This window comes from Acinetobacter sp. Ac_3412 (genome assembly GCF_013072675.1).
GTDB lineage: Bacteria > Pseudomonadota > Gammaproteobacteria > Pseudomonadales > Moraxellaceae > Acinetobacter > Acinetobacter higginsii.
In genome coordinates this window covers 65559-83120 of record NZ_LXUJ01000003.1, presented here as the reverse complement: position 1 = coordinate 83120, position 17562 = coordinate 65559, and the positions used below count along the sequence as shown (strand labels likewise).

Sequence of the window (17562 nt, the reverse complement as noted above, 5' to 3'; positions counted from 1 at the left end):
GACTTAAACAATAATAAGTGAGAATCGAGATGAAAAAGATGAAAGCCTTAATGATGATTAGCTTATTGGGTGCTGTATTGCCAAGCCAAGCACATAGCAAAACAGATGCCATGCATGCACAGGATGTTACTTTTCCGGAAGTCGATAAAAGTTATCTGAAATTGGTTAAACGTTATGAAATGAATGACGTTGCGCGTTTAGGTGTGGGAATGAATAAAGATCAGCTTCGCCACATTTTAGGAAATCCACATTTCAATGAAGGATTGATGCTAGTCAAAACGTGGAACTATGTATTAGATATTCGCGTACCCAATACACAGGACTATAAACGTTGCCAGTTACGTATTGATTTTGATCAGAAATATAAAGTAGAGCGTTTATCATGGAAAGGAGATGAGTGTCAGAACACTATCGTTTAAAGATAAGAGACAATCATGTGATTATTTATTTGTAAGTAGCAAGTTTGGATCAAAAATTAAATTAAACAAACAGGAGAAGAAAGACTTGTTTGTTTAATTTTCCTAAAATGATTATTTATAGGATATAAAGTGTCAAAAAAATAAGACCAAGGTTTGATAAGCTCTTAAGAGTTGAAATATGAGATGGAGAATATGTTTCATACTTTTTCACATTGTGAAAAAAATATAAGACTGCATATTATTGAAGTCGGCAATAAAGATCTAAAGCATGCAGTAATTTTTTTTCTCTTGGAGATAGATAAGTTTTTTTCTTTAATTAATAGTTTGTCTTTGGATCATTTTCGCATTGTTTTGATTTATCGCTGTGAAATATTAAATCAGGATTTTATTGGGCAAGATCTGTTAGATGGGTTTAAATGTTTAACAGATCGTTTAGTTGTTGAGAATACGCACTTTATATTTGAACCAGACTTGGATGATGCCTATAAATATGCCTTATATACCAGTGATTTATTTGACTCAGTTACGATTTGCAAAAAGTTCGATGAACTATGTATGCAGGCCTTCTTTGCATCTTGTCCACTTAAAAGTGAGGATAAGATAGATTTTATTGGTAGAGTGAATATTCAAATCAGCAATATTTTATCGGAAGGAGAACCTTATCTTATTAAAGTAGCAAAGAAAATGAGATTAACACCGCGGGTGTTATCTAAAAGAATAAGAAGTGAAGGCGAAGAATTTAAATTATTAGTTAAACAAAAAAGACATGAAAAAGCCTTGTTTTTATTAAAAAATGAAAATGTGAGTTTGTCTGATATCGCATATACATTGGGTTATACGGAGCACAGTGCTTTTACACGCGCATTTAGAGGATGGACTGGATGTTCGCCTTGCCAGTTTAGAAAGTATTTAAAGTAATTCGATCTGAGGTATAAAGTTTTGGATATTAGGGATTTAAAAACTTTTATATATGTAGCTGATCATCAGTCTATTACCGTCGCTTCCGAGAAATTAGGCGTCAATCAGTCGACGGTGACAAAACGCATTTTTAATATGGAAGAGATTGTTAAAGGTGTTTTGTTCAATCGAGGTACACGACCATTACAATTAACCCAGTTAGGAAAAAAGGTTTATTTTAAAAGTTGCTTTATATTGCGACAGTTTGAGTCACTCAAAAATTTTCATACTGAAAGTAGTGAAATTATTAAAAAAAATATAAAGATTGGTATTGCACAAGTATTGATTGATGATCTGTTGGACTTAGTCATGAGTGAATCCAACAAAATTAATCCATATTACGACATTGATATTTATAGCGGATGGGGGAGTGGTCTTATTCAGCAAGTTCATGCGGGTGAAATTGATTTAGCGGTGTTGATGCTACCACCTACCCTGAGCTTAGCTGCTTCAGTTTCTTTTGTTGACGTTGGTACGCTTCCCTTAGTTATCGTTGCTCGAAAAGGAGACTGTTATAAATATAATAGTTTAGAAAAATGTAGTAAGCGTGGATGGGTACTCCACCCTGAAAATTGCTGTTTTAGAGAAAGCTTAGCCAAACTTTTATATGAAAGAAAGTTAGGTTTTTATATCAATAAAGAAATTTATGGAGTTGAGTTGCAATTACAAAGTATTTTGAATGGTGATGGCTTCGGTATTTATCCAAAAGCTTTATTTGATAAATTTATAGTTAATCATGATGGGTTGGAGATCATTGAATTAAATGATTTCTCTCTCGATTTGCATGTAGGTGTAGTCAAATCCCAACATATTGATCATGAGGAAGCAAATGCTTTTATCGAGATCGTGAAAAATCATTATTTTTAGTTGCTCAGAATTGTATTACGAATAAAAAGTTTTCCGAATCCCTTTAATTTTTGATGAATGGAAGCGCTAAAAGCCCTAATGTAATTAGGGCTTTTAGCTTGATTTTGATTTCAGTCTATTGGGCTTGATATTCGTTGATCACTTCTAATGCTGCTCGGAAAGCCTCTTGTGTTGCCGGGGCGCCACAATATGGCAAGCTATGCAGTAACACTTCTTGGATTTCCTCAACACTCGCACCATTATTTAATGCACCACGGACATGGCCTTTCAGCTCTGTTGGACTTTTTTGGGCAGTTAAAAATGCAATGGTAATAAGAGAACGATATTTGCGTGGCAATACGCCTTCACGTTGCCAAGTTGAACCCCAAGCATGTTCATTGATCCAGTCTTGTAAGGGCTGAGTAAAGGGCACGGTATTGTCTTGAGCACGTTTTACAAAAGATTCTCCCATCACTTCTGTACGAACTTTTAATCCATTTTCATAATCTTGTTGTGACATATTTTTACTCTTCTAGCTGTGGAAAAAGATTGGGGTTGTCCGTCGACATCTGTTCATCCTAACTCAACCATTGTGTGAGCTAAAGTCATAGAGACTGACTGTTATGTTCTCAATTTCACAAAGGCAGTAATTCAGGCTTTATTCTCCTAATATGAGATACCTCGATGAATCTGAACATTCGGCTATAAAGCGAATGAGAGTGTTAATTTGTGGATAACTCAAGACCTATCAACAATCGATAAATATATTTTCTAAATCTGCTACAATTGCGCCAATTTTAAATTCCTTCGCATGCCATTCGCCAATGTCTCAGTTTGTAGATACGAATGGGTGCATATAAGTGTAGATTTTTCTCATGTTTAAAGATGAATTAGCGGCACAAGTTGCCCAACGTCGCACCTTTGCGATCATTTCCCACCCCGATGCGGGTAAAACCACCATGACAGAAAAACTGTTGTTATGGGGTAAGGCGATTCAAGTTGCTGGTATGGTAAAAAGCCGTAAGTCTGATCGTTCTGCAACGTCGGACTGGATGGAAATGGAAAAAGAACGTGGTATCTCGATTACCACATCGGTGATGCAGTTCCCTTATAAAAAGCACACCATTAACTTACTCGATACGCCGGGACATGAAGACTTTTCAGAAGATACTTATCGTACCTTGACCGCAGTGGACTCAGCCTTAATGGTGATCGATGGTGCAAAAGGTGTCGAAGAACGTACCATTAAATTGATGGAAGTGTGTCGTATGCGTGACACACCAATCATTTCATTTGTGAACAAAATGGACCGTGAAATTCGCGAGCCTTTAGAGTTGCTCGATGAAATTGAAAATGTCCTGAATATTCGCTGTGTGCCAATCACATGGCCTTTAGGTATGGGGCGTGACTTTGCAGGTGTTTATAACTTGCTTGAAAACAAACTGTATGTCTATAAAGCAGGTTTTGGCTCAACCATTACCGATATTGAAGTGCGTGATGGCTATGACCATGCCGATATTCGTGAAAAAGTAGGTGAGTTGGCGTGGGCTTCCTTTGAAGAATCACTTGAATTGGTGCAAATGGCAAATGAACCATTAGACCGTGAGTTATTCCTACAAGGTAAACAAACTCCTGTATTGTTTGGTACGGCATTGGGTAACTTTGCGGTTGACCATGTCTTGGATACCTTTATTAATTGGGCGCCAGAGCCGAAGGCACATCCAACGCAAGAACGTATTGTGGATGCCAATGAAGAAGGCTTCACAGGCTTCGTGTTTAAGATTCAGGCCAATATGGACCCGAAACACCGTGACCGTATTGCCTTTATGCGTATTTGCTCAGGTAAATATGAAAAAGGCTTGAAAATGAATCATGTGCGTATTGGTAAAGATGTCCGTATCAGTGATGCATTGACTTTCCTTGCGGGCGAGCGTGAGCATTTGGAAGAAGCTTGGCCGGGCGATATTATTGGTTTACATAACCACGGTACCATTCAGATCGGTGATACCTTTACCAGCGGTGAAAATCTTCATTTCACAGGGATTCCACACTTCGCACCTGAAATGTTCCGTCGTGTTCGCTTAAAAGATCCTTTGAAATCGAAGCAGTTACAAAAAGGTCTGAAAGAATTATCTGAAGAAGGTGCAACTCAGGTCTTCATGCCACAAATCAGTAATGATCTGATTGTCGGTGCGGTCGGTGTGTTACAGTTTGATGTGGTTGCTTATCGTTTAAAAGAAGAATATAAAGTGGACTGTATTTATGAGCCTGTCAGTGTACATACGGTTCGTTGGGTGCATTGTGATGACGAAAAGATTCTGAATGAGTTTAAGAAAAAAGCGCATGATCAACTTTCAGTTGATGGCGGTGGCCACTTAACTTATCTTGCACCAAGTCGCGTAAACTTGCAGTTGATGCAAGAACGCTGGCCAGATATTCAGTTCCGTAACACACGAGAACACTAAACTGCACAAAAACAGCTTCTAATTAGAGGCTGTTTTTAATTGAACGAACTAAAAATAAAGGATGATGCAATGAACACTTTAAAACCACTTTTAGCTGTCAGTCTGATGATTGGCATGATGGCTTTAACGGCATGTGATCATCCGAATAAAAATGAAAGCACTGCGGAGCAGACCAAAGAACAGGCTGCGTCATCAGTCGAAAAAGCCGAAGTTCTCCCTTATTTAAATATGAAAGAAGCCAAGGCAGATTATGCCTTGCCATTTTGTGAAAAGAAAAATTGTATTGATGTCGACATTCAGACCATCAAAACACAGGATGATTGGCTGAATGCATGGATTGCGAAAAATCAGGCCAACGTGATTCAACAGCAGATTGAGCTAAATAAGAATCTAACCTTGCAACAAGCGATTAATGCCTATGTGAAAAAGTCGGATGAATGGCAGGATAAATATTCTAAAAATAAGGCTTATGAACTGCATTTAAATACCCGAATTGCCTCACAGCGGAATCAATATGTATTGTTGCAAGTTGGGGTAAATGCGCAGCAAGAGGATATTGCGGTTAAAGATCGTTTCTATTTCTTTGTCGCAGATCGCAAGCTACAAAAAAGTGTCAGTGTCTTAGACGTGATTCAAAAGAATCAGCAAAATGCATTAAACCAGATTATTCAGACCCATTACCAACAATGGATTGAGAAGCAATCTTCAGAAGTGAAAAAGCAGCTACCGAAAAAATTGTATTGGGGACAGGCCGATTGGTTCTTTGATGGTGAGGGTATTGGATTACATTATCGTGCCAATGAAATTAGTAAGGATGCACCACAACTGGATATCTATCTCACCACCGAACAAAGCAAACAGATGCTACAAGCTGAAATTTACCAGCAAATGTTTTAATTGAGATAGAAGTCACTATTCTAAGTTTCGTATAGAAATTGCATGTGCCTGTAGCGGTTTTGCTTTAACTTCGATAGCATTTAAAAATCTTGTGTAATAACAATGCTGATAGGTTTTAAATGAAAACAATTTCTAAATTTAGCGTTCTCGCATGTGCAATTCTGCTTGCCGCTTGCCAGCCGAAATCAGAGCCTAAAGAATCACAGGATAAACCGGCCGATCCGCCAACGGTACAGCAAACTGCCGAGCCAATTTTACGCGGTGAAACGGCGAAGTTACAGGTGAATTTACCTGAGTGTAAAGGCAATACCTGCCCTGATTTTACCGTTGAACGATTACAAAGTAATTTCCCGTTTATTGATCAATTACTGGATCAGCAAATTCTTGAACAACTGGGTAAGATTTTAGATGTGGTCGATGTCGATGCTTCTGCTGCCTCGGTGCCGAAGACTGCCGAAGATAAATCCAGTTTGGATGCTCAGGCACAAGCTTATGCCAATGCCTTTGTTAAAATTGACGAAGAGTTAAAAGCGCTCAGTAGTAGTCATCAGATCAGCTTGATGATTAAGCCAAAGATTTTACAACCGAAAGGAACATTGGCAACCGTAGTGTTGAATAGCAGTAGTTATTTGGGTGGGGCACATGGCTCGACTTCACAACGCTATTACAACTTTGATTTAACCACTCAAAAACAGGTGCAGCTACACGACTTATTGTTGCCGAAGCAAAAAGCGAGTTTAGACAAATTGGCACATGAGGCGTTTAAAACATGGATTGTCGATTCCAAACTTGCAACAGATCCGAAGGAGTATGAACAGGCTTGGCCTTTCCAAGTCACCGATAATTTCCTTCTGGGTGAGCAGGGTTTAATCCTGCAATATGGCGAATATGAGATTGGTCCTTATGTGGTTGGTTTACCACGTTTGGTGATTCCATTCAGTGAGTTGCAAGGCGTGTTAAAACCTGAATATTTGCCAAAAATTGATCCACCAGCAGCGTCTACCCCCGCTGCAAGTACGCCAAGTCAAAGTTAATGCAACTGTTCGATACCCATACCCATTTTGATGTTGCCGATTTTGATCATGATCGGCAACATTTGGCTGAACAAGCAAAACAGGTTGGGGTCGATGCTTTGGTGTTAATCGGTTTTGTTGAATCTCGATTCGATGAACTGATCCACACCCATCAACAATTACACGCTTGGGACAAGGTGCCGACTTCTTATCTGGCACCTGGCTTGCATCCTTTTTATATCGAACAACATCAGCCAGAACATTTGCAGCGACTTGAGCAAGTCTTACAGCAGCATGACTGTGTGGCTGTAGGTGAAATCGGTTTAGATACTTTTTTAAAACAGCATAAACAGCCCGAACTGTTTGCCAAGCAACAACATTATTTTATTGAGCAACTTGTATTGGCAACTCAATATCAAAAGCCTGTGTTATTACATATCCGTAAGGCGCATGCAGAAACCATTGCCATTTTAAAAACACAAAAATTCAAATTAGGTGGCATTGCCCATGCGTTTAGTGGTGGCGTCGAAGAAGCCAAAGCCTTGGTTAAACTGGGCTTTAAAATTGGGGTGACAGGACAAATCACCAATCCAAATGCCAAAAAACTGCATCAAGTGGTACAAGCGATAGGCAGTGAAAATTTGGTGATTGAAACAGATTGTCCAGATATGACGCCGTTGTGTTGCCAAACTTCAACCGAGCATCGCACACGTAATACCCCAGTCAACCTACCCTATGTTCTGGAAAGTTTGGCTCAGACCCTTGACCAGCCTGAGTTGCAGCTGGCTGCACAATTATGGAAAAACTCATTGGCTGCGTTGCGACTTAAATTTTAAGAGAATAAGCAAATAATCTCGTTAAAAATAAGATACTAAAAGGGAACACATGCTTTTCTAAACAGGGGTACATTAAAAGAACAATTTGATAATAAACAAATCAGCCAATACTGGGAGGGTAACCTTATGGCCAGATATAGCAAAATCAATAGTTTCAATGCATTACAAACACTCACCGTCGGTTCGACATCCTATCAAATCTATAGTTTAGCGCGAGCAGCTGAAACACTTGGCAATATTGATAAATTGCCAAAGTCTTTAAAGGTTTTGCTAGAAAATTTACTCCGTTTTGAAGATCAAAAAAGTGTAAAAGTGGAGCATATTCAGGCCTTGGTTGATTGGCAGAAAACCAAAAGTTCTGATGAGGAAATTCAGTATCGCCCTGCACGGGTGTTAATGCAGGATTTCACTGGTGTTCCTGCAGTGGTCGATCTGGCTGCGATGCGTGCCGCAATGTCTCAAGCAGGCGGTGATCCTAACCTCATCAATCCTTTATCTCCTGTGGATTTGGTGATTGACCATTCGGTGATGGTTGATCATTTTGCTGATGAAAATGCCTTTGCCGAGAATGTTGAAATTGAAATGCAACGCAATGGTGAGCGTTATCAATTCCTGCGTTGGGGACAATCTGCATTTAATAATTTTAGTGTGGTGCCACCTGGTACAGGGATTTGTCACCAAGTCAATTTAGAATACTTAGCGCAAGCGGTCTGGTTAGGTGATGATGAAGGTCAGGTTTTTGCCTTTCCAGATACCTTGGTGGGTACAGATTCACATACAACCATGATCAATGGATTGGGTGTTCTCGGTTGGGGTGTGGGTGGTATTGAAGCCGAAGCAGCCATGCTCGGGCAGCCTGTATCCATGTTGATTCCAGAAGTGATTGGATTCAAACTCACAGGTAAATTGAATGAAGGCATTACTGCGACCGATTTGGTTCTGACCATTACCCAAATGCTGCGTCAAAAAGGTGTAGTGGGTAAATTTGTTGAATTTTATGGCGATGGTTTGGCTGATTTACCATTGGCTGATCGTGCGACCATTGCCAATATGGCACCTGAATATGGGGCAACCTGTGGTTTCTTCCCGATTGATGATGTGACATTGGGATATTTAGCCCTAACTGGCCGCAAACAAGAACGTATAGATTTAGTCGATGCCTATAGTAAACAACAAGGCTTGTGGCGTCATGCAGGCGATGAACCTGTATTTACCGATACCTTGAGTCTGGATATGAGTACCGTACAAGCCAGTCTGGCTGGGCCAAAACGTCCACAAGATCGGGTTTTGTTGGCTGATGTACCAAAAACATTTAATGCATTGATGGAGCTGAATTTAAAACCTGCGAAAGAAGCCAAAGAACGTTTAGAGAATGAAGGCGGCGGAGGTACGGCTGTTGAAGCCAAGAAAGCGAATTTAGCACATGAAGAACCTGCTTGTACCATTGATGGAAAATCGTATCCATTGAAGGATGGTGATGTGGTGATTTCCGCGATTACCTCATGTACCAACACTTCCAATCCAAGTGTGATGTTAGCTGCGGGGCTATTGGCTAAAAAAGCAATTGAAAAAGGTCTGCAACGCAAACCATGGGTGAAAAGCTCACTGGCTCCGGGCTCTAAAGTGGTCACTGATTATCTGGCTGCGGCAGGTGTAACACCGTACTTGGATGAGTTGGGCTATAACTTGGTCGGTTATGGTTGTACCACCTGTATTGGTAACTCTGGGCCTTTACCTGAACCGATTGAAGAAGCAATTCAGTGCCATGATCTGAATGTGGCTTCGGTGCTTTCAGGTAACCGTAACTTTGAGGGACGTGTCCATCCATTGGTAAAAACCAACTGGTTGGCTTCACCGCCATTGGTGGTGGCTTATGGTTTGGCGGGGAATATTCGTACTGATTTAACCACGCAACCAATTGGGCAAGATCAAAATGGACAAGATGTTTATTTGAAAGACATTTGGCCAAGTCAGTTTGAAATTGATCAAGTACTGCAAAAAGTGAATACCGATATGTTCCATAAGGAATATGCTGCAGTGTTTGACGGTGATGCAACTTGGCAGGCGATTCAGATTCCACAAAGCCAAACTTATGCGTGGCAAGATAATTCGACTTATATTCGCCATCCGCCATTTTTTGAGGAAATTAATCAGCCTCCGAAGGCCATTCGCAATATTGAACAGGCACGTATTTTGGCGGTATTGGGCGACTCAGTTACCACCGATCATATCTCTCCAGCAGGGAATATCAAGAAAGACAGTCCAGCAGGACGCTATTTACAGCAGCAGGGGGTTGAGCCAAAAGATTTCAACTCCTATGGTTCTCGACGTGGTAATCATGAAGTGATGATGCGCGGGACCTTTGCCAATATCAGAATCAAGAACGAAATGCTGGGTGGTGAAGAAGGTGGCAATACCATCTTTATTCCAACGGGTGAAAAGCTGGCCATCTATGATGCATCCATGTTGTACCAGCAACAGCAAACACCGTTGCTGATTATTGCAGGTAAGGAATATGGAACAGGTTCATCACGAGACTGGGCGGCAAAAGGGACCAATCTCTTAGGCGTTAAAGCGGTCATTGCTGAAAGTTTTGAACGGATTCATCGTTCGAATCTGGTCGGTATGGGCGTCTTGCCATTACAGTTTATAGATGGAAAAACCCGTCAATCCTTGAACCTCACTGGCCGTGAAGTATTGTCGATTCATGGATTATCTGATGATATCCAACCGCATCAAACGCTGGATATTCAGGTACAGCGAGAAGATGGCAGTCAAGACCAGTTTAAAGTGTTATGCCGCATTGATACCTTGAATGAGGTGGAATACTTTAAAGCAGGTGGTATCTTGCATTATGTATTACGCAATCTGATTGCTGCATAACGAAACACATACTTAAATCAAAGATGAAAGCTGGTCTTTCATCTTTTTTTGTTTGAATTTCAAACATTCAGCGTTAAGGTAGTCAGGCCCGACTAAATTGGATAAAGGCTTTGAATCAGTTACCACGCTATGTTTATTATCTCTTGGTTGCACAGGCCTTTAACTTAATTGCTGCGGTGTTGTCTGTTACCGTGGCTGCAATTGTGGGGTTAAAGTTAGCGCCAACTCAGGCTTTGGCTACTGTTCCGTATGGTTTGCAGTTTTTAGCGATGCTACTAACCACTTTTATTTTTTCTTTTCTAATGAAAAAGCTTGGCCGGCATTTGGTTTTCCAGTTTGGTTGCATCTGTCTTTTCTTTGCCGGTGTTCTCGGTTATTTGGCCCTACAGCAGCAACAATTCTATTTATTGTGCCTGAGCCATTTTTCATTGGGTTTATTTATCTCAACTGCGAATTTTTATCGATTTGCGGCCTCTGATCGGCTGGCAACAGATTTAATTCCAAAAGCCACGGCGATGGTGATTTCGGGTGGGGTGATTGCAGCAATTATTGCACCGATATTGGCAATTCAGTTTCAACAGGTAGCAGGCTTACCCGATTTCACTGCGATCTATTTCATCTTTAGTGTCTTGGCCTTGTTGCTCTCTCCGACTTTGTATCTATGGAACAAAAAATTTCAACGCCAGCAAACACAGCAGGTGCTAATTGAACCAACCCAGCGTAGCAAACTGCCAAGTACTTTGATTATTGCTGCGGTGATCAGCGGTGCATTTTCCTACTATATTATGAATGTCATGATGATTATGTCCTCCTTGCATCTCAAGGAACATCACTCATTTCATTATGCTTCGATCTCGATTCAGCTACATGTGCTGGCCATGTTTATTCCATCCTTCTTTGTGTCAAAGCTGATACAAAGCTGGGGAACGCATACCACGATTTATGTTGGTTTTGCTTTGTTGATGCTATCGTCTTTAATTCCAATGTTTGGACAGGTCGGCATCTATATTAATGCTGCCTTGATCGTGTTGGGCGTGGGCTGGAATTTTGCTTATTCAGGTGCATCAACCTTGTTAGCCGGTCTTAACGAGCAGCAAAAACATCGAGTCCAAGGCATCAATGAAACAGGAATTGCTTTGTTTGCAACATTAGGGGCATTTTTACCTGCACCGATTTTGAGTAGCCTCGGATGGATCAATGCAAACCTGTTGGCTTTATGCATGAGTCTGATCGTTTTTATCTTGTTGGTGATTTTAATTCGTCGAGATCAACCATCAAGTAAAGTTTCAGTGGGCTAACCTAAAACCAGTTAAACACGGTAAAATAGTGCTTTGATTTAAAAGATAGACCACGACTGTTATGACCGATGTTCCTGTAAATGATGAATATGAGCGCCGTTTTGTTGGTGTCGCCAAAATTTATGGAGAAAATGCCTTTTCGCATTACGAACACAGTCATGTCATGGTGATTGGGATTGGTGGCGTCGGCAGTTGGGCGGTTGAGGCACTGGCGCGGACAGGGATTGGTGAACTGACCTTAGTCGATATGGATGTGGTGGCCGCATCGAATATTAACCGTCAATTACCTGCGATGAGCTCGACACTCGGACAAGAAAAAATTGAAGTGATGGCGGAGCGTTGTCGCCAGATCAATCCACGTATGAAAGTAAACGTGATTGATGATTACCTTACGCCTGAAAATGTCAAAGAGATTCTAAATCCAGTGCCAAGCATTGTTTTGGATTGCATTGATGACGTCAAAGCCAAACTTGCCTTGATGCTGCATTGTCGTTTTAACAAAATCCCGTTAATTGTTTCGGGTGGTGCAGGTGGTAAACTTGATCCACTGAAGATTCGTGTCGCAGATTTGTCCAAAACCGAACAAGACCCAATGTTGGCAAAGTTACGTACCCAATTGCGTTCCATGGGAATTTGTAAAAAACCAAAAGAGAAATTCGGCATTACTTGCGTGTATTCGATCGATAACCCATTTTCTAGTGCAGATGTTTGCCCAAGTGCGGGTCTACGCTGCGGGGGATATGGTTCGGCGGTGGTGGTGACTTCAAGCTTTGCCATGGTGGCAGTGGCTGAAGTCTTAAAAAAGCTGGATAAAAAATCAGGGCTGAAATAATTGCCCCAATAAATTAAGCCTGCGGATACTGTGGTGCTAAGCGGTAATAGCTATACGTCACATTCGGGTCTTTATAAACGTCATAGCTGGTTTGCTTATAGTCAGACACCCATTGTGAACCGGTAAAGCCTGCAATGTGCCCATAGCGATGCTTTTTAGTGCGGTGGATAATGTAAATATCACCTGGTTGCGGGTTGTTAAACTCAGGATTGATTTTCTGATAACCAATTTGCTGTAAGGTGCGTCCCCAGTCTGATGCTGCAACAGGGTGTTGTACAATTTTAGCACCTGCTGACTGTAAAGCGATTCTGACAAATTTGGCACATTGTGATGAGCTACGATAAGACGCTCTTTTAGCCAACTTTTGAGAGAACTTACTGACATCAATGGCTGGCTCTAATGCAGGCTTCGGCATTTCTCGATAAGGAATAACCACCTGTTGCGAAGGTGGGTGAATCATACTGTGATCAACTGAAGGTACATCATAAATCATTGTGAATCTCTACCGCATTTTCAAAACAACTGAACGTGTGCCAGAATTTATTACGGCGCCCATAGTAAGCGATAAATCTTAAAAAAACTGAAATGTAACGTAATAATATAACATTTGAGCGGATATAAAGATCACTTAGCGAAATTGCTATTTAAGAATCTTTTTCATTATCAGTAAGTTGTTGGTTGATTAGTTTAGATAAAATGATTTGTAAGATTATATTTCATTTTTGATTAAAAAATAGACATATTGGAGTGGGTATTAGATCTGCTTTGATGCATAGTTTTTATATAAGTTTCTGTTTAATATCATGATACAGGGTGAGTTGTTTGAATTGCTCCGTCCTGCGAAATCTTCTAATCTTCATCAGTATAGTGAAATGAATTCAGCGATATATCAAAGATTTTGTTTTGAATAGCTGAGTGTTTAAAATATTCAGTTCAATATTGCGATGCTTGATGGTGAATACTTTAATATCAATCACCTTCTTCTGAATAAAAAACAGAGCCATTTCGTAAGACTGCTTTTGGCATAAAATCTAAAAATATTCCTTTGACTGACATCAGTATTGCAGTACTTGCCATGGCACCATTCCTGAACGTATAGTGATGCGCCGCGTTATGTTGAGGCTGCGATGAATGTAAATATTGAGTTTGAGAGAAATCCTATATGAAAAGGACATTGCTGACTTCCTTTGTTTTTGCCAGTATCAGTTTGGGATGTTCACAGTCAAATGAGGCAAAAAATCAAGGCAATACGCAAGCACAAACGTCAGATATACACTCAAATAAGCAACATTTCGTCAATCATCCTGAGCTTAAGGCATGGGTCGGGCATTATTCTGGCGTGGTTCCATGTGCGACTTGCATAACCAGTTGTGATGGCTGTTTGGGTACAGGAATTGATCTTAAAATCAACGCAGATCAAACCTTTGTCTTGGAACAAAGCAATAATAATGATAATAGCCCAGCTAAAATTTATGCAGGACAATTTAAGTTTCTAGATCATGATCAGTTAAAGATTCAGCTACAAGGTGTTCCCACTCGGAATATGATTATGCTAGGTGATGAACTAATGGAAATCATTGATACAAAAACACAAATGCCTTTTGATTCTTATGAAGAGTTCCAGTTAGCTAAGAAAGCTTAACTTTGGTTATGTTTATATTGAAAGGGTGTCATCGCATGCCGACAACCTGCACATTTTTACATTTTTTCTAGATCGACAAGTCCTGCCCTCAAGGGACATCAATTTTGGTTGCTTCTGGAAGATGTAATTGCGAAATTACGCTTGAGCATAACCATGAGTTTAAGTGGTTAAGCTCAAGTGATTGGTGAGACTTTTAGGTTATCGCAAGCTCAGTGGTGGTGGAACATAGCGGATTGCGCCATGTTCCTATGCAGAAAAGTTATGTTTAGCAGATCAAATTAGTTTTGATGTTCTTTTATATAATCTTCGGTACGTTGGATTGCGGTCTGAATATTTTGAATAGCATGTTCAATATCAGTGATGGTTTTGGCATTACCGCCACTCAGCGCTTGACGCCATTTACGTGCGCCCGGCAAGTTTTGAAATAAGCCCAGAATATGACGGGTGATAATTGAAAGCGGTGCGCCTTCGGCCACACGTTGATGAATATAAGGCATCATTTGCTGCATGATCTCAAAACGATCAGGTGCTTCCAAATTCCAGAGTTGGCCCATCTCTGCCAATAAATACGGATTGTGATAAGCCTCACGACCAATCATCACCCCATCAACATGCTGTAAATGTTGCTGTGTTTCTTCAAAGGTTTTAATGCCGCCGTTAATCTCAATGGTAAGGTGCGGACGTTCTTGTTTAAGACGATAGACATCTTCATAGCGCAAGGGTGGAACTTCACGGTTCTCTTTTGGAGATAAACCCTGCAAGATAGCAATACGCGCATGTACGATAAAATGGGTACAACCTGTTGCTGCTACCGTATCGACAAAATGTAGCATTTCTTCATAGGAGTGCATGTCATCAATCCCGATACGATGTTTTACCGTCACCGGAATTGAAACAGCTTTTTGCATACTGTGAATACATTCAGCCACCAGATTGGGTTCAGCCATTAGGCATGCACCAATTTTATTATTTTGTACACGATCACTTGGGCAGCCTACGTTTAAATTGACTTCGTTATAACCCCAGTCTTCAGCCATTTTGGTACAGGTGGCCAACTCTTGTGGATTGGAGCCACCGAGTTGCAGCACAATTGGCTGTTCTTGTTGATTGAAGTCGAGATGACGATTGGCACCGCCATAAATAATTGCACCTGTGGTCACCATTTCGGTATAGAGCACCACATTGGGATTAAACAGGCGAGCAAAGAAACGATAGTCTTTTGTTGTCCAATCCATCATCGGCGCGACGGAAATACGTGGCTTTAATGATTCAAGTGATTGCATAAACGGATCTCGGATGTGGACAAGCAAAGAAAGGGCAGCATTATACGAGTTTTGTGATCAATTCACCAATGCTGATCCCGTCACTTCAATTTTCACTATACGGATGAATATCTAGGAGGTGAGCATATTGCTTCTCTTCGTCAAAAGATGGTCGAAGAAACTAAACAACATACAGGCAAAGACCAGACTGATTCCAGCCAAACAGGTCATGCTCCAACCGCCGTGATTCCAGGCAAAAATGCCGAGTGCCGAACCACATGCACCACCAGTAAAGTAGGCAGTCATATAAATGGCATTGATACGGGATTTTGCATCAGGACGTAATCGGAAAATCACACTCTGATTGCTGGTATGGACTAAGGCCAATGCCAACTGAATCAATGCAAAGCCGAGGATATAACTGAGTAACACGGTTTGCCCAAAATAGAAGCAGATCCAGCTCAAGATAAATAAAGCACAACCCATCCAAGTTAATTGGCTGGTATAGCCTTGATCTGCATATTTACCGATATATTGCGTAGAGAGCGCACCCAAGATCCCGACCAAAGGCACCATACCAATCAACAGATCTTGCAGATGGTGTGCCGAAGTCAACAGTAGTGCGATCGTTGAATATAGAATACTGACCGCAGCGAAAGCAAAACCGCCTGCAAGCGCACGTAAAACTAAGCGTTTCTCTTGCTTGAGTAACTGCGCCATGGAGACAAAGACTTGCCCATAATTCATTTTCATGCGCATGGCATAAGGTAAGCGGCTTTTCAGTGCATAGGCCAAGATCAGCATGAGCATGCCACTGACCACATAAATGACTTTCCAATGGAACAGATTAGAAAACAGGCCTGCTAGGCTGGTTGAGAGTAAAATACCGACCAGTAAGCCACTCATCAAGAAACCAATCACTTCCCCCGTTTTTTCGGGCTTCACTGTCATGGTGGCAAGCGGAATCAATACCTGTGCAGCAACTGAGAATAGTCCAGCCATGACCGTACCGAGCCAAAGCATAGGTAAGTTGATGGAGAAAGCACTAATAAATAGGCCAACAGCACATAACACCATCAATAAAGGAATGAATTTAGTCTTATTGACCACGTCACCCATTGGGACAATAAACAGTAGGCCAAGTGCATAAGAGACTTGAGCAAAGGTTACCGTGAGCGCTGCTTGACCTTCAGTCACTGCAAAATATTGCTGAATTGAGTGAATCAAAGGCTGACTATAATAGTTGGCACCCGCACATAAACCACATGCTGCAGCCATAAACCAAAGTAAGGTTTTATTTTGACTAATATCTTGAGGGGCAGACATAATTTTCTCTATCACTGGTTTATGCGGTATAGGCGGTTGCTTCAACTTCAATTTGCATCCCTACTAATGCCAAACCTGATACAGGAATAAGGGTACAGACTGGATAAGCTTGTTGCGACCATAAGTGTTGTATGGTTTTAGCCAAGATTTGAAGTTTCTCCGCATTGTGATCAACCACCAATATCCGTAAAACCGCAATGTCTGATAGTTGTGCTTGTGCTGAAGTTAAAGCGTGTTGAATATTATAGAAGACTTGTTGTACCTGTTGGTCAAAATCTTTAGAAAGCTCACCATTTTTATTTTCACCACCCTGACCGGCAATATGAATGGTACGCATATTGGGTGGAACAATGCTTACATGACTATAGCCATTACTGTGTGGATCATAAAGTTCACTGGGATTGATCATTTTAAATGTCGGTTTCATCGTGACACATCACATTGAAGATGGAGATGACTCAGTATCAAAGCTCAATCTAACTTGAGGTCAAGAATATTTTGAACCTAAAGCCAGCAGAAGTCAGAATAAATGAGCGATTTCTCAGCATTTGGGTTTTTAAAAAATTAAATTGAAGAGATGGATTGAGTGGGTGTTTAATATTTGCACCAATATTGTGCAATAAAGCAGCTTTTGCTAGACAAAACCATACAAATATCACTTGAAAAAATGCCTATTTAAGTTTTTTTCATTCTTTTAAATTTTTCTGAGCAACTAACTTCATCTAATTCAGATTTACTGATAAGCAAAAATCATCTTTTATTCTCACTCTTTGATGGCTTGTTATAAATTGTCAGATAAAAACTCGCCGAAAAGACCAATAAAAGTTCAGAGAAGCCAATCCCTCGCCACAACTGCATGATTATGATGCCGATTCAACCAATACAT

At 40.7% G+C, this 17562-nt stretch carries 16 protein-coding genes; 11 read left to right on the top strand and 5 right to left on the bottom strand.

Annotated elements, in window-relative coordinates; all coding sequences use genetic code 11:
* The first annotated feature begins 29 nt into the window (after nucleotides 1–29).
* From A7P54_RS02295 to A7P54_RS02285, 3 genes are all read left to right on the top strand, one after another.
* On the top strand, nucleotides 30–419 hold the full coding sequence (locus A7P54_RS02295; RefSeq protein ID WP_005312102.1) for an outer membrane protein assembly factor BamE: 390 nt from the start codon (nucleotides 30–32) through the stop codon (nucleotides 417–419).
* 192 nt (nucleotides 420–611) lie between these two features.
* Nucleotides 612–1337, top strand: a complete 726-nt coding sequence (locus A7P54_RS02290; RefSeq protein WP_005206856.1) for an AraC family transcriptional regulator — start codon at nucleotides 612–614, stop codon at nucleotides 1335–1337.
* Nucleotides 1338–1358: 21 nt separating this feature from the next.
* Nucleotides 1359–2243: a LysR family transcriptional regulator gene (locus A7P54_RS02285; protein ID WP_005312104.1), complete on the top strand. Its 885-nt coding sequence runs from the start codon at nucleotides 1359–1361 to the stop codon at nucleotides 2241–2243.
* Nucleotides 2244–2358: 115 nt separating this feature from the next.
* On the opposite strand, the gene A7P54_RS02280 is transcribed toward A7P54_RS02285, so the two are convergent.
* On the bottom strand, nucleotides 2359–2742 hold the full coding sequence (locus A7P54_RS02280) for a carboxymuconolactone decarboxylase family protein (RefSeq protein ID WP_171548528.1): 384 nt from the start codon (nucleotides 2740–2742) through the stop codon (nucleotides 2359–2361).
* A gap of 355 nt (nucleotides 2743–3097) precedes the next feature.
* On the opposite strand from A7P54_RS02280, the gene A7P54_RS02275 reads away from it, so the two are divergent.
* The 7 genes from A7P54_RS02275 (at nucleotide 3098) to A7P54_RS02245 (ending at nucleotide 12446) form a co-directional block, all read left to right on the top strand.
* On the top strand, nucleotides 3098–4687 hold the full coding sequence (locus tag A7P54_RS02275; RefSeq protein WP_004804382.1) for a peptide chain release factor 3: 1590 nt from the start codon (nucleotides 3098–3100) through the stop codon (nucleotides 4685–4687).
* 69 nt (nucleotides 4688–4756) lie between these two features.
* Nucleotides 4757–5584 (top strand): hypothetical protein, encoded by an 828-nt coding sequence (locus tag A7P54_RS02270; RefSeq protein WP_171548527.1) that lies wholly within the window; start codon nucleotides 4757–4759, stop codon nucleotides 5582–5584.
* Between the two features lie 119 nt (nucleotides 5585–5703).
* A complete protein-coding gene (locus A7P54_RS02265; protein WP_171548526.1) occupies nucleotides 5704–6618 on the top strand; it encodes an RsiV family protein in 915 nt (304 codons plus the stop codon).
* On the top strand, nucleotides 6618–7433 hold the full coding sequence (locus A7P54_RS02260) for a TatD family hydrolase (RefSeq protein WP_171548525.1): 816 nt from the start codon (nucleotides 6618–6620) through the stop codon (nucleotides 7431–7433). Before A7P54_RS02265 ends, A7P54_RS02260 begins: the two co-directional genes overlap by 1 nt.
* A 126-nt stretch (nucleotides 7434–7559) precedes the next feature.
* Nucleotides 7560–10316, top strand: a complete 2757-nt coding sequence (gene acnA / locus A7P54_RS02255; RefSeq protein WP_171548524.1) for an aconitate hydratase AcnA — start codon at nucleotides 7560–7562, stop codon at nucleotides 10314–10316.
* A 110-nt stretch (nucleotides 10317–10426) separates the two neighbouring features.
* Nucleotides 10427–11614 (top strand): MFS transporter, encoded by a 1188-nt coding sequence (locus A7P54_RS02250; protein WP_171548523.1) that lies wholly within the window; start codon nucleotides 10427–10429, stop codon nucleotides 11612–11614.
* Nucleotides 11615–11675: 61 nt separating this feature from the next.
* Entirely contained in the window at nucleotides 11676–12446 is a 771-nt protein-coding gene (locus A7P54_RS02245; protein WP_171548522.1) for a tRNA threonylcarbamoyladenosine dehydratase, read from the top strand.
* Between the two features lie 13 nt (nucleotides 12447–12459).
* Here A7P54_RS02245 and A7P54_RS02240 read toward each other — a convergent pair whose 3' ends face one another.
* Nucleotides 12460–12939 carry a CHAP domain-containing protein gene (locus A7P54_RS02240; protein WP_151717064.1) on the bottom strand — a complete coding sequence of 160 codons (480 nt, stop codon included), beginning with the start codon at nucleotides 12937–12939 and terminating at the stop codon, nucleotides 12460–12462.
* Between the two features lie 669 nt (nucleotides 12940–13608).
* On the opposite strand from A7P54_RS02240, the gene A7P54_RS02235 reads away from it, so the two are divergent.
* Complete coding sequence (locus A7P54_RS02235) at nucleotides 13609–14088, top strand: copper resistance protein NlpE N-terminal domain-containing protein (protein ID WP_171548521.1); 480 nt, start codon at nucleotides 13609–13611, stop codon at nucleotides 14086–14088.
* Nucleotides 14089–14366: 278 nt separating this feature from the next.
* Here the strand turns inward: A7P54_RS02235 and dusA are convergent, their stop codons facing one another.
* The 3 genes from dusA to A7P54_RS02220 all read right to left on the bottom strand — a co-directional run bounded on the left by dusA (nucleotide 14367) and on the right by A7P54_RS02220 (nucleotide 17103).
* Complete coding sequence (gene dusA / locus A7P54_RS02230) at nucleotides 14367–15371, bottom strand: tRNA dihydrouridine(20/20a) synthase DusA (protein WP_171548520.1); 1005 nt, start codon at nucleotides 15369–15371, stop codon at nucleotides 14367–14369.
* 111 nt (nucleotides 15372–15482) lie between these two features.
* Nucleotides 15483–16676 (bottom strand): MFS transporter, encoded by a 1194-nt coding sequence (locus tag A7P54_RS02225; RefSeq protein WP_171548519.1) that lies wholly within the window; start codon nucleotides 16674–16676, stop codon nucleotides 15483–15485.
* A gap of 19 nt (nucleotides 16677–16695) precedes the next feature.
* The gene (locus tag A7P54_RS02220; RefSeq protein ID WP_171548518.1) at nucleotides 16696–17103 is read right to left on the bottom strand and encodes a Rid family hydrolase; all 408 of its coding nucleotides are present in this window, start codon (nucleotides 17101–17103) and stop codon (nucleotides 16696–16698) included.
* Nucleotides 17104–17562: the final 459 nt, after the last annotated feature.

Coding starts and splice junctions, on each gene's coding strand:
- A7P54_RS02295 (WP_005312102.1), top strand. CDS start 30: ATGAAAAAGATGAAAGCCTTAATGATGATTAGCTTATTGGGTGCTGTA.
- A7P54_RS02290 (WP_005206856.1), top strand. CDS start 612: ATGTTTCATACTTTTTCACATTGTGAAAAAAATATAAGACTGCATATT.
- A7P54_RS02280 (WP_171548528.1), bottom strand. CDS start 2,742: ATGTCACAACAAGATTATGAAAATGGATTAAAAGTTCGTACAGAAGTG.
- A7P54_RS02275 (WP_004804382.1), top strand. CDS start 3,098: ATGTTTAAAGATGAATTAGCGGCACAAGTTGCCCAACGTCGCACCTTT.
- A7P54_RS02270 (WP_171548527.1), top strand. CDS start 4,757: ATGAACACTTTAAAACCACTTTTAGCTGTCAGTCTGATGATTGGCATG.
- A7P54_RS02265 (WP_171548526.1), top strand. CDS start 5,704: ATGAAAACAATTTCTAAATTTAGCGTTCTCGCATGTGCAATTCTGCTT.
- A7P54_RS02260 (WP_171548525.1), top strand. CDS start 6,618: ATGCAACTGTTCGATACCCATACCCATTTTGATGTTGCCGATTTTGAT.
- acnA (WP_171548524.1), top strand. CDS start 7,560: ATGGCCAGATATAGCAAAATCAATAGTTTCAATGCATTACAAACACTC.
- A7P54_RS02245 (WP_171548522.1), top strand. CDS start 11,676: ATGACCGATGTTCCTGTAAATGATGAATATGAGCGCCGTTTTGTTGGT.
- A7P54_RS02240 (WP_151717064.1), bottom strand. CDS start 12,939: ATGATTTATGATGTACCTTCAGTTGATCACAGTATGATTCACCCACCT.
- A7P54_RS02235 (WP_171548521.1), top strand. CDS start 13,609: ATGAAAAGGACATTGCTGACTTCCTTTGTTTTTGCCAGTATCAGTTTG.
- dusA (WP_171548520.1), bottom strand. CDS start 15,371: ATGCAATCACTTGAATCATTAAAGCCACGTATTTCCGTCGCGCCGATG.
- A7P54_RS02225 (WP_171548519.1), bottom strand. CDS start 16,676: ATGTCTGCCCCTCAAGATATTAGTCAAAATAAAACCTTACTTTGGTTT.
- A7P54_RS02220 (WP_171548518.1), bottom strand. CDS start 17,103: ATGAAACCGACATTTAAAATGATCAATCCCAGTGAACTTTATGATCCA.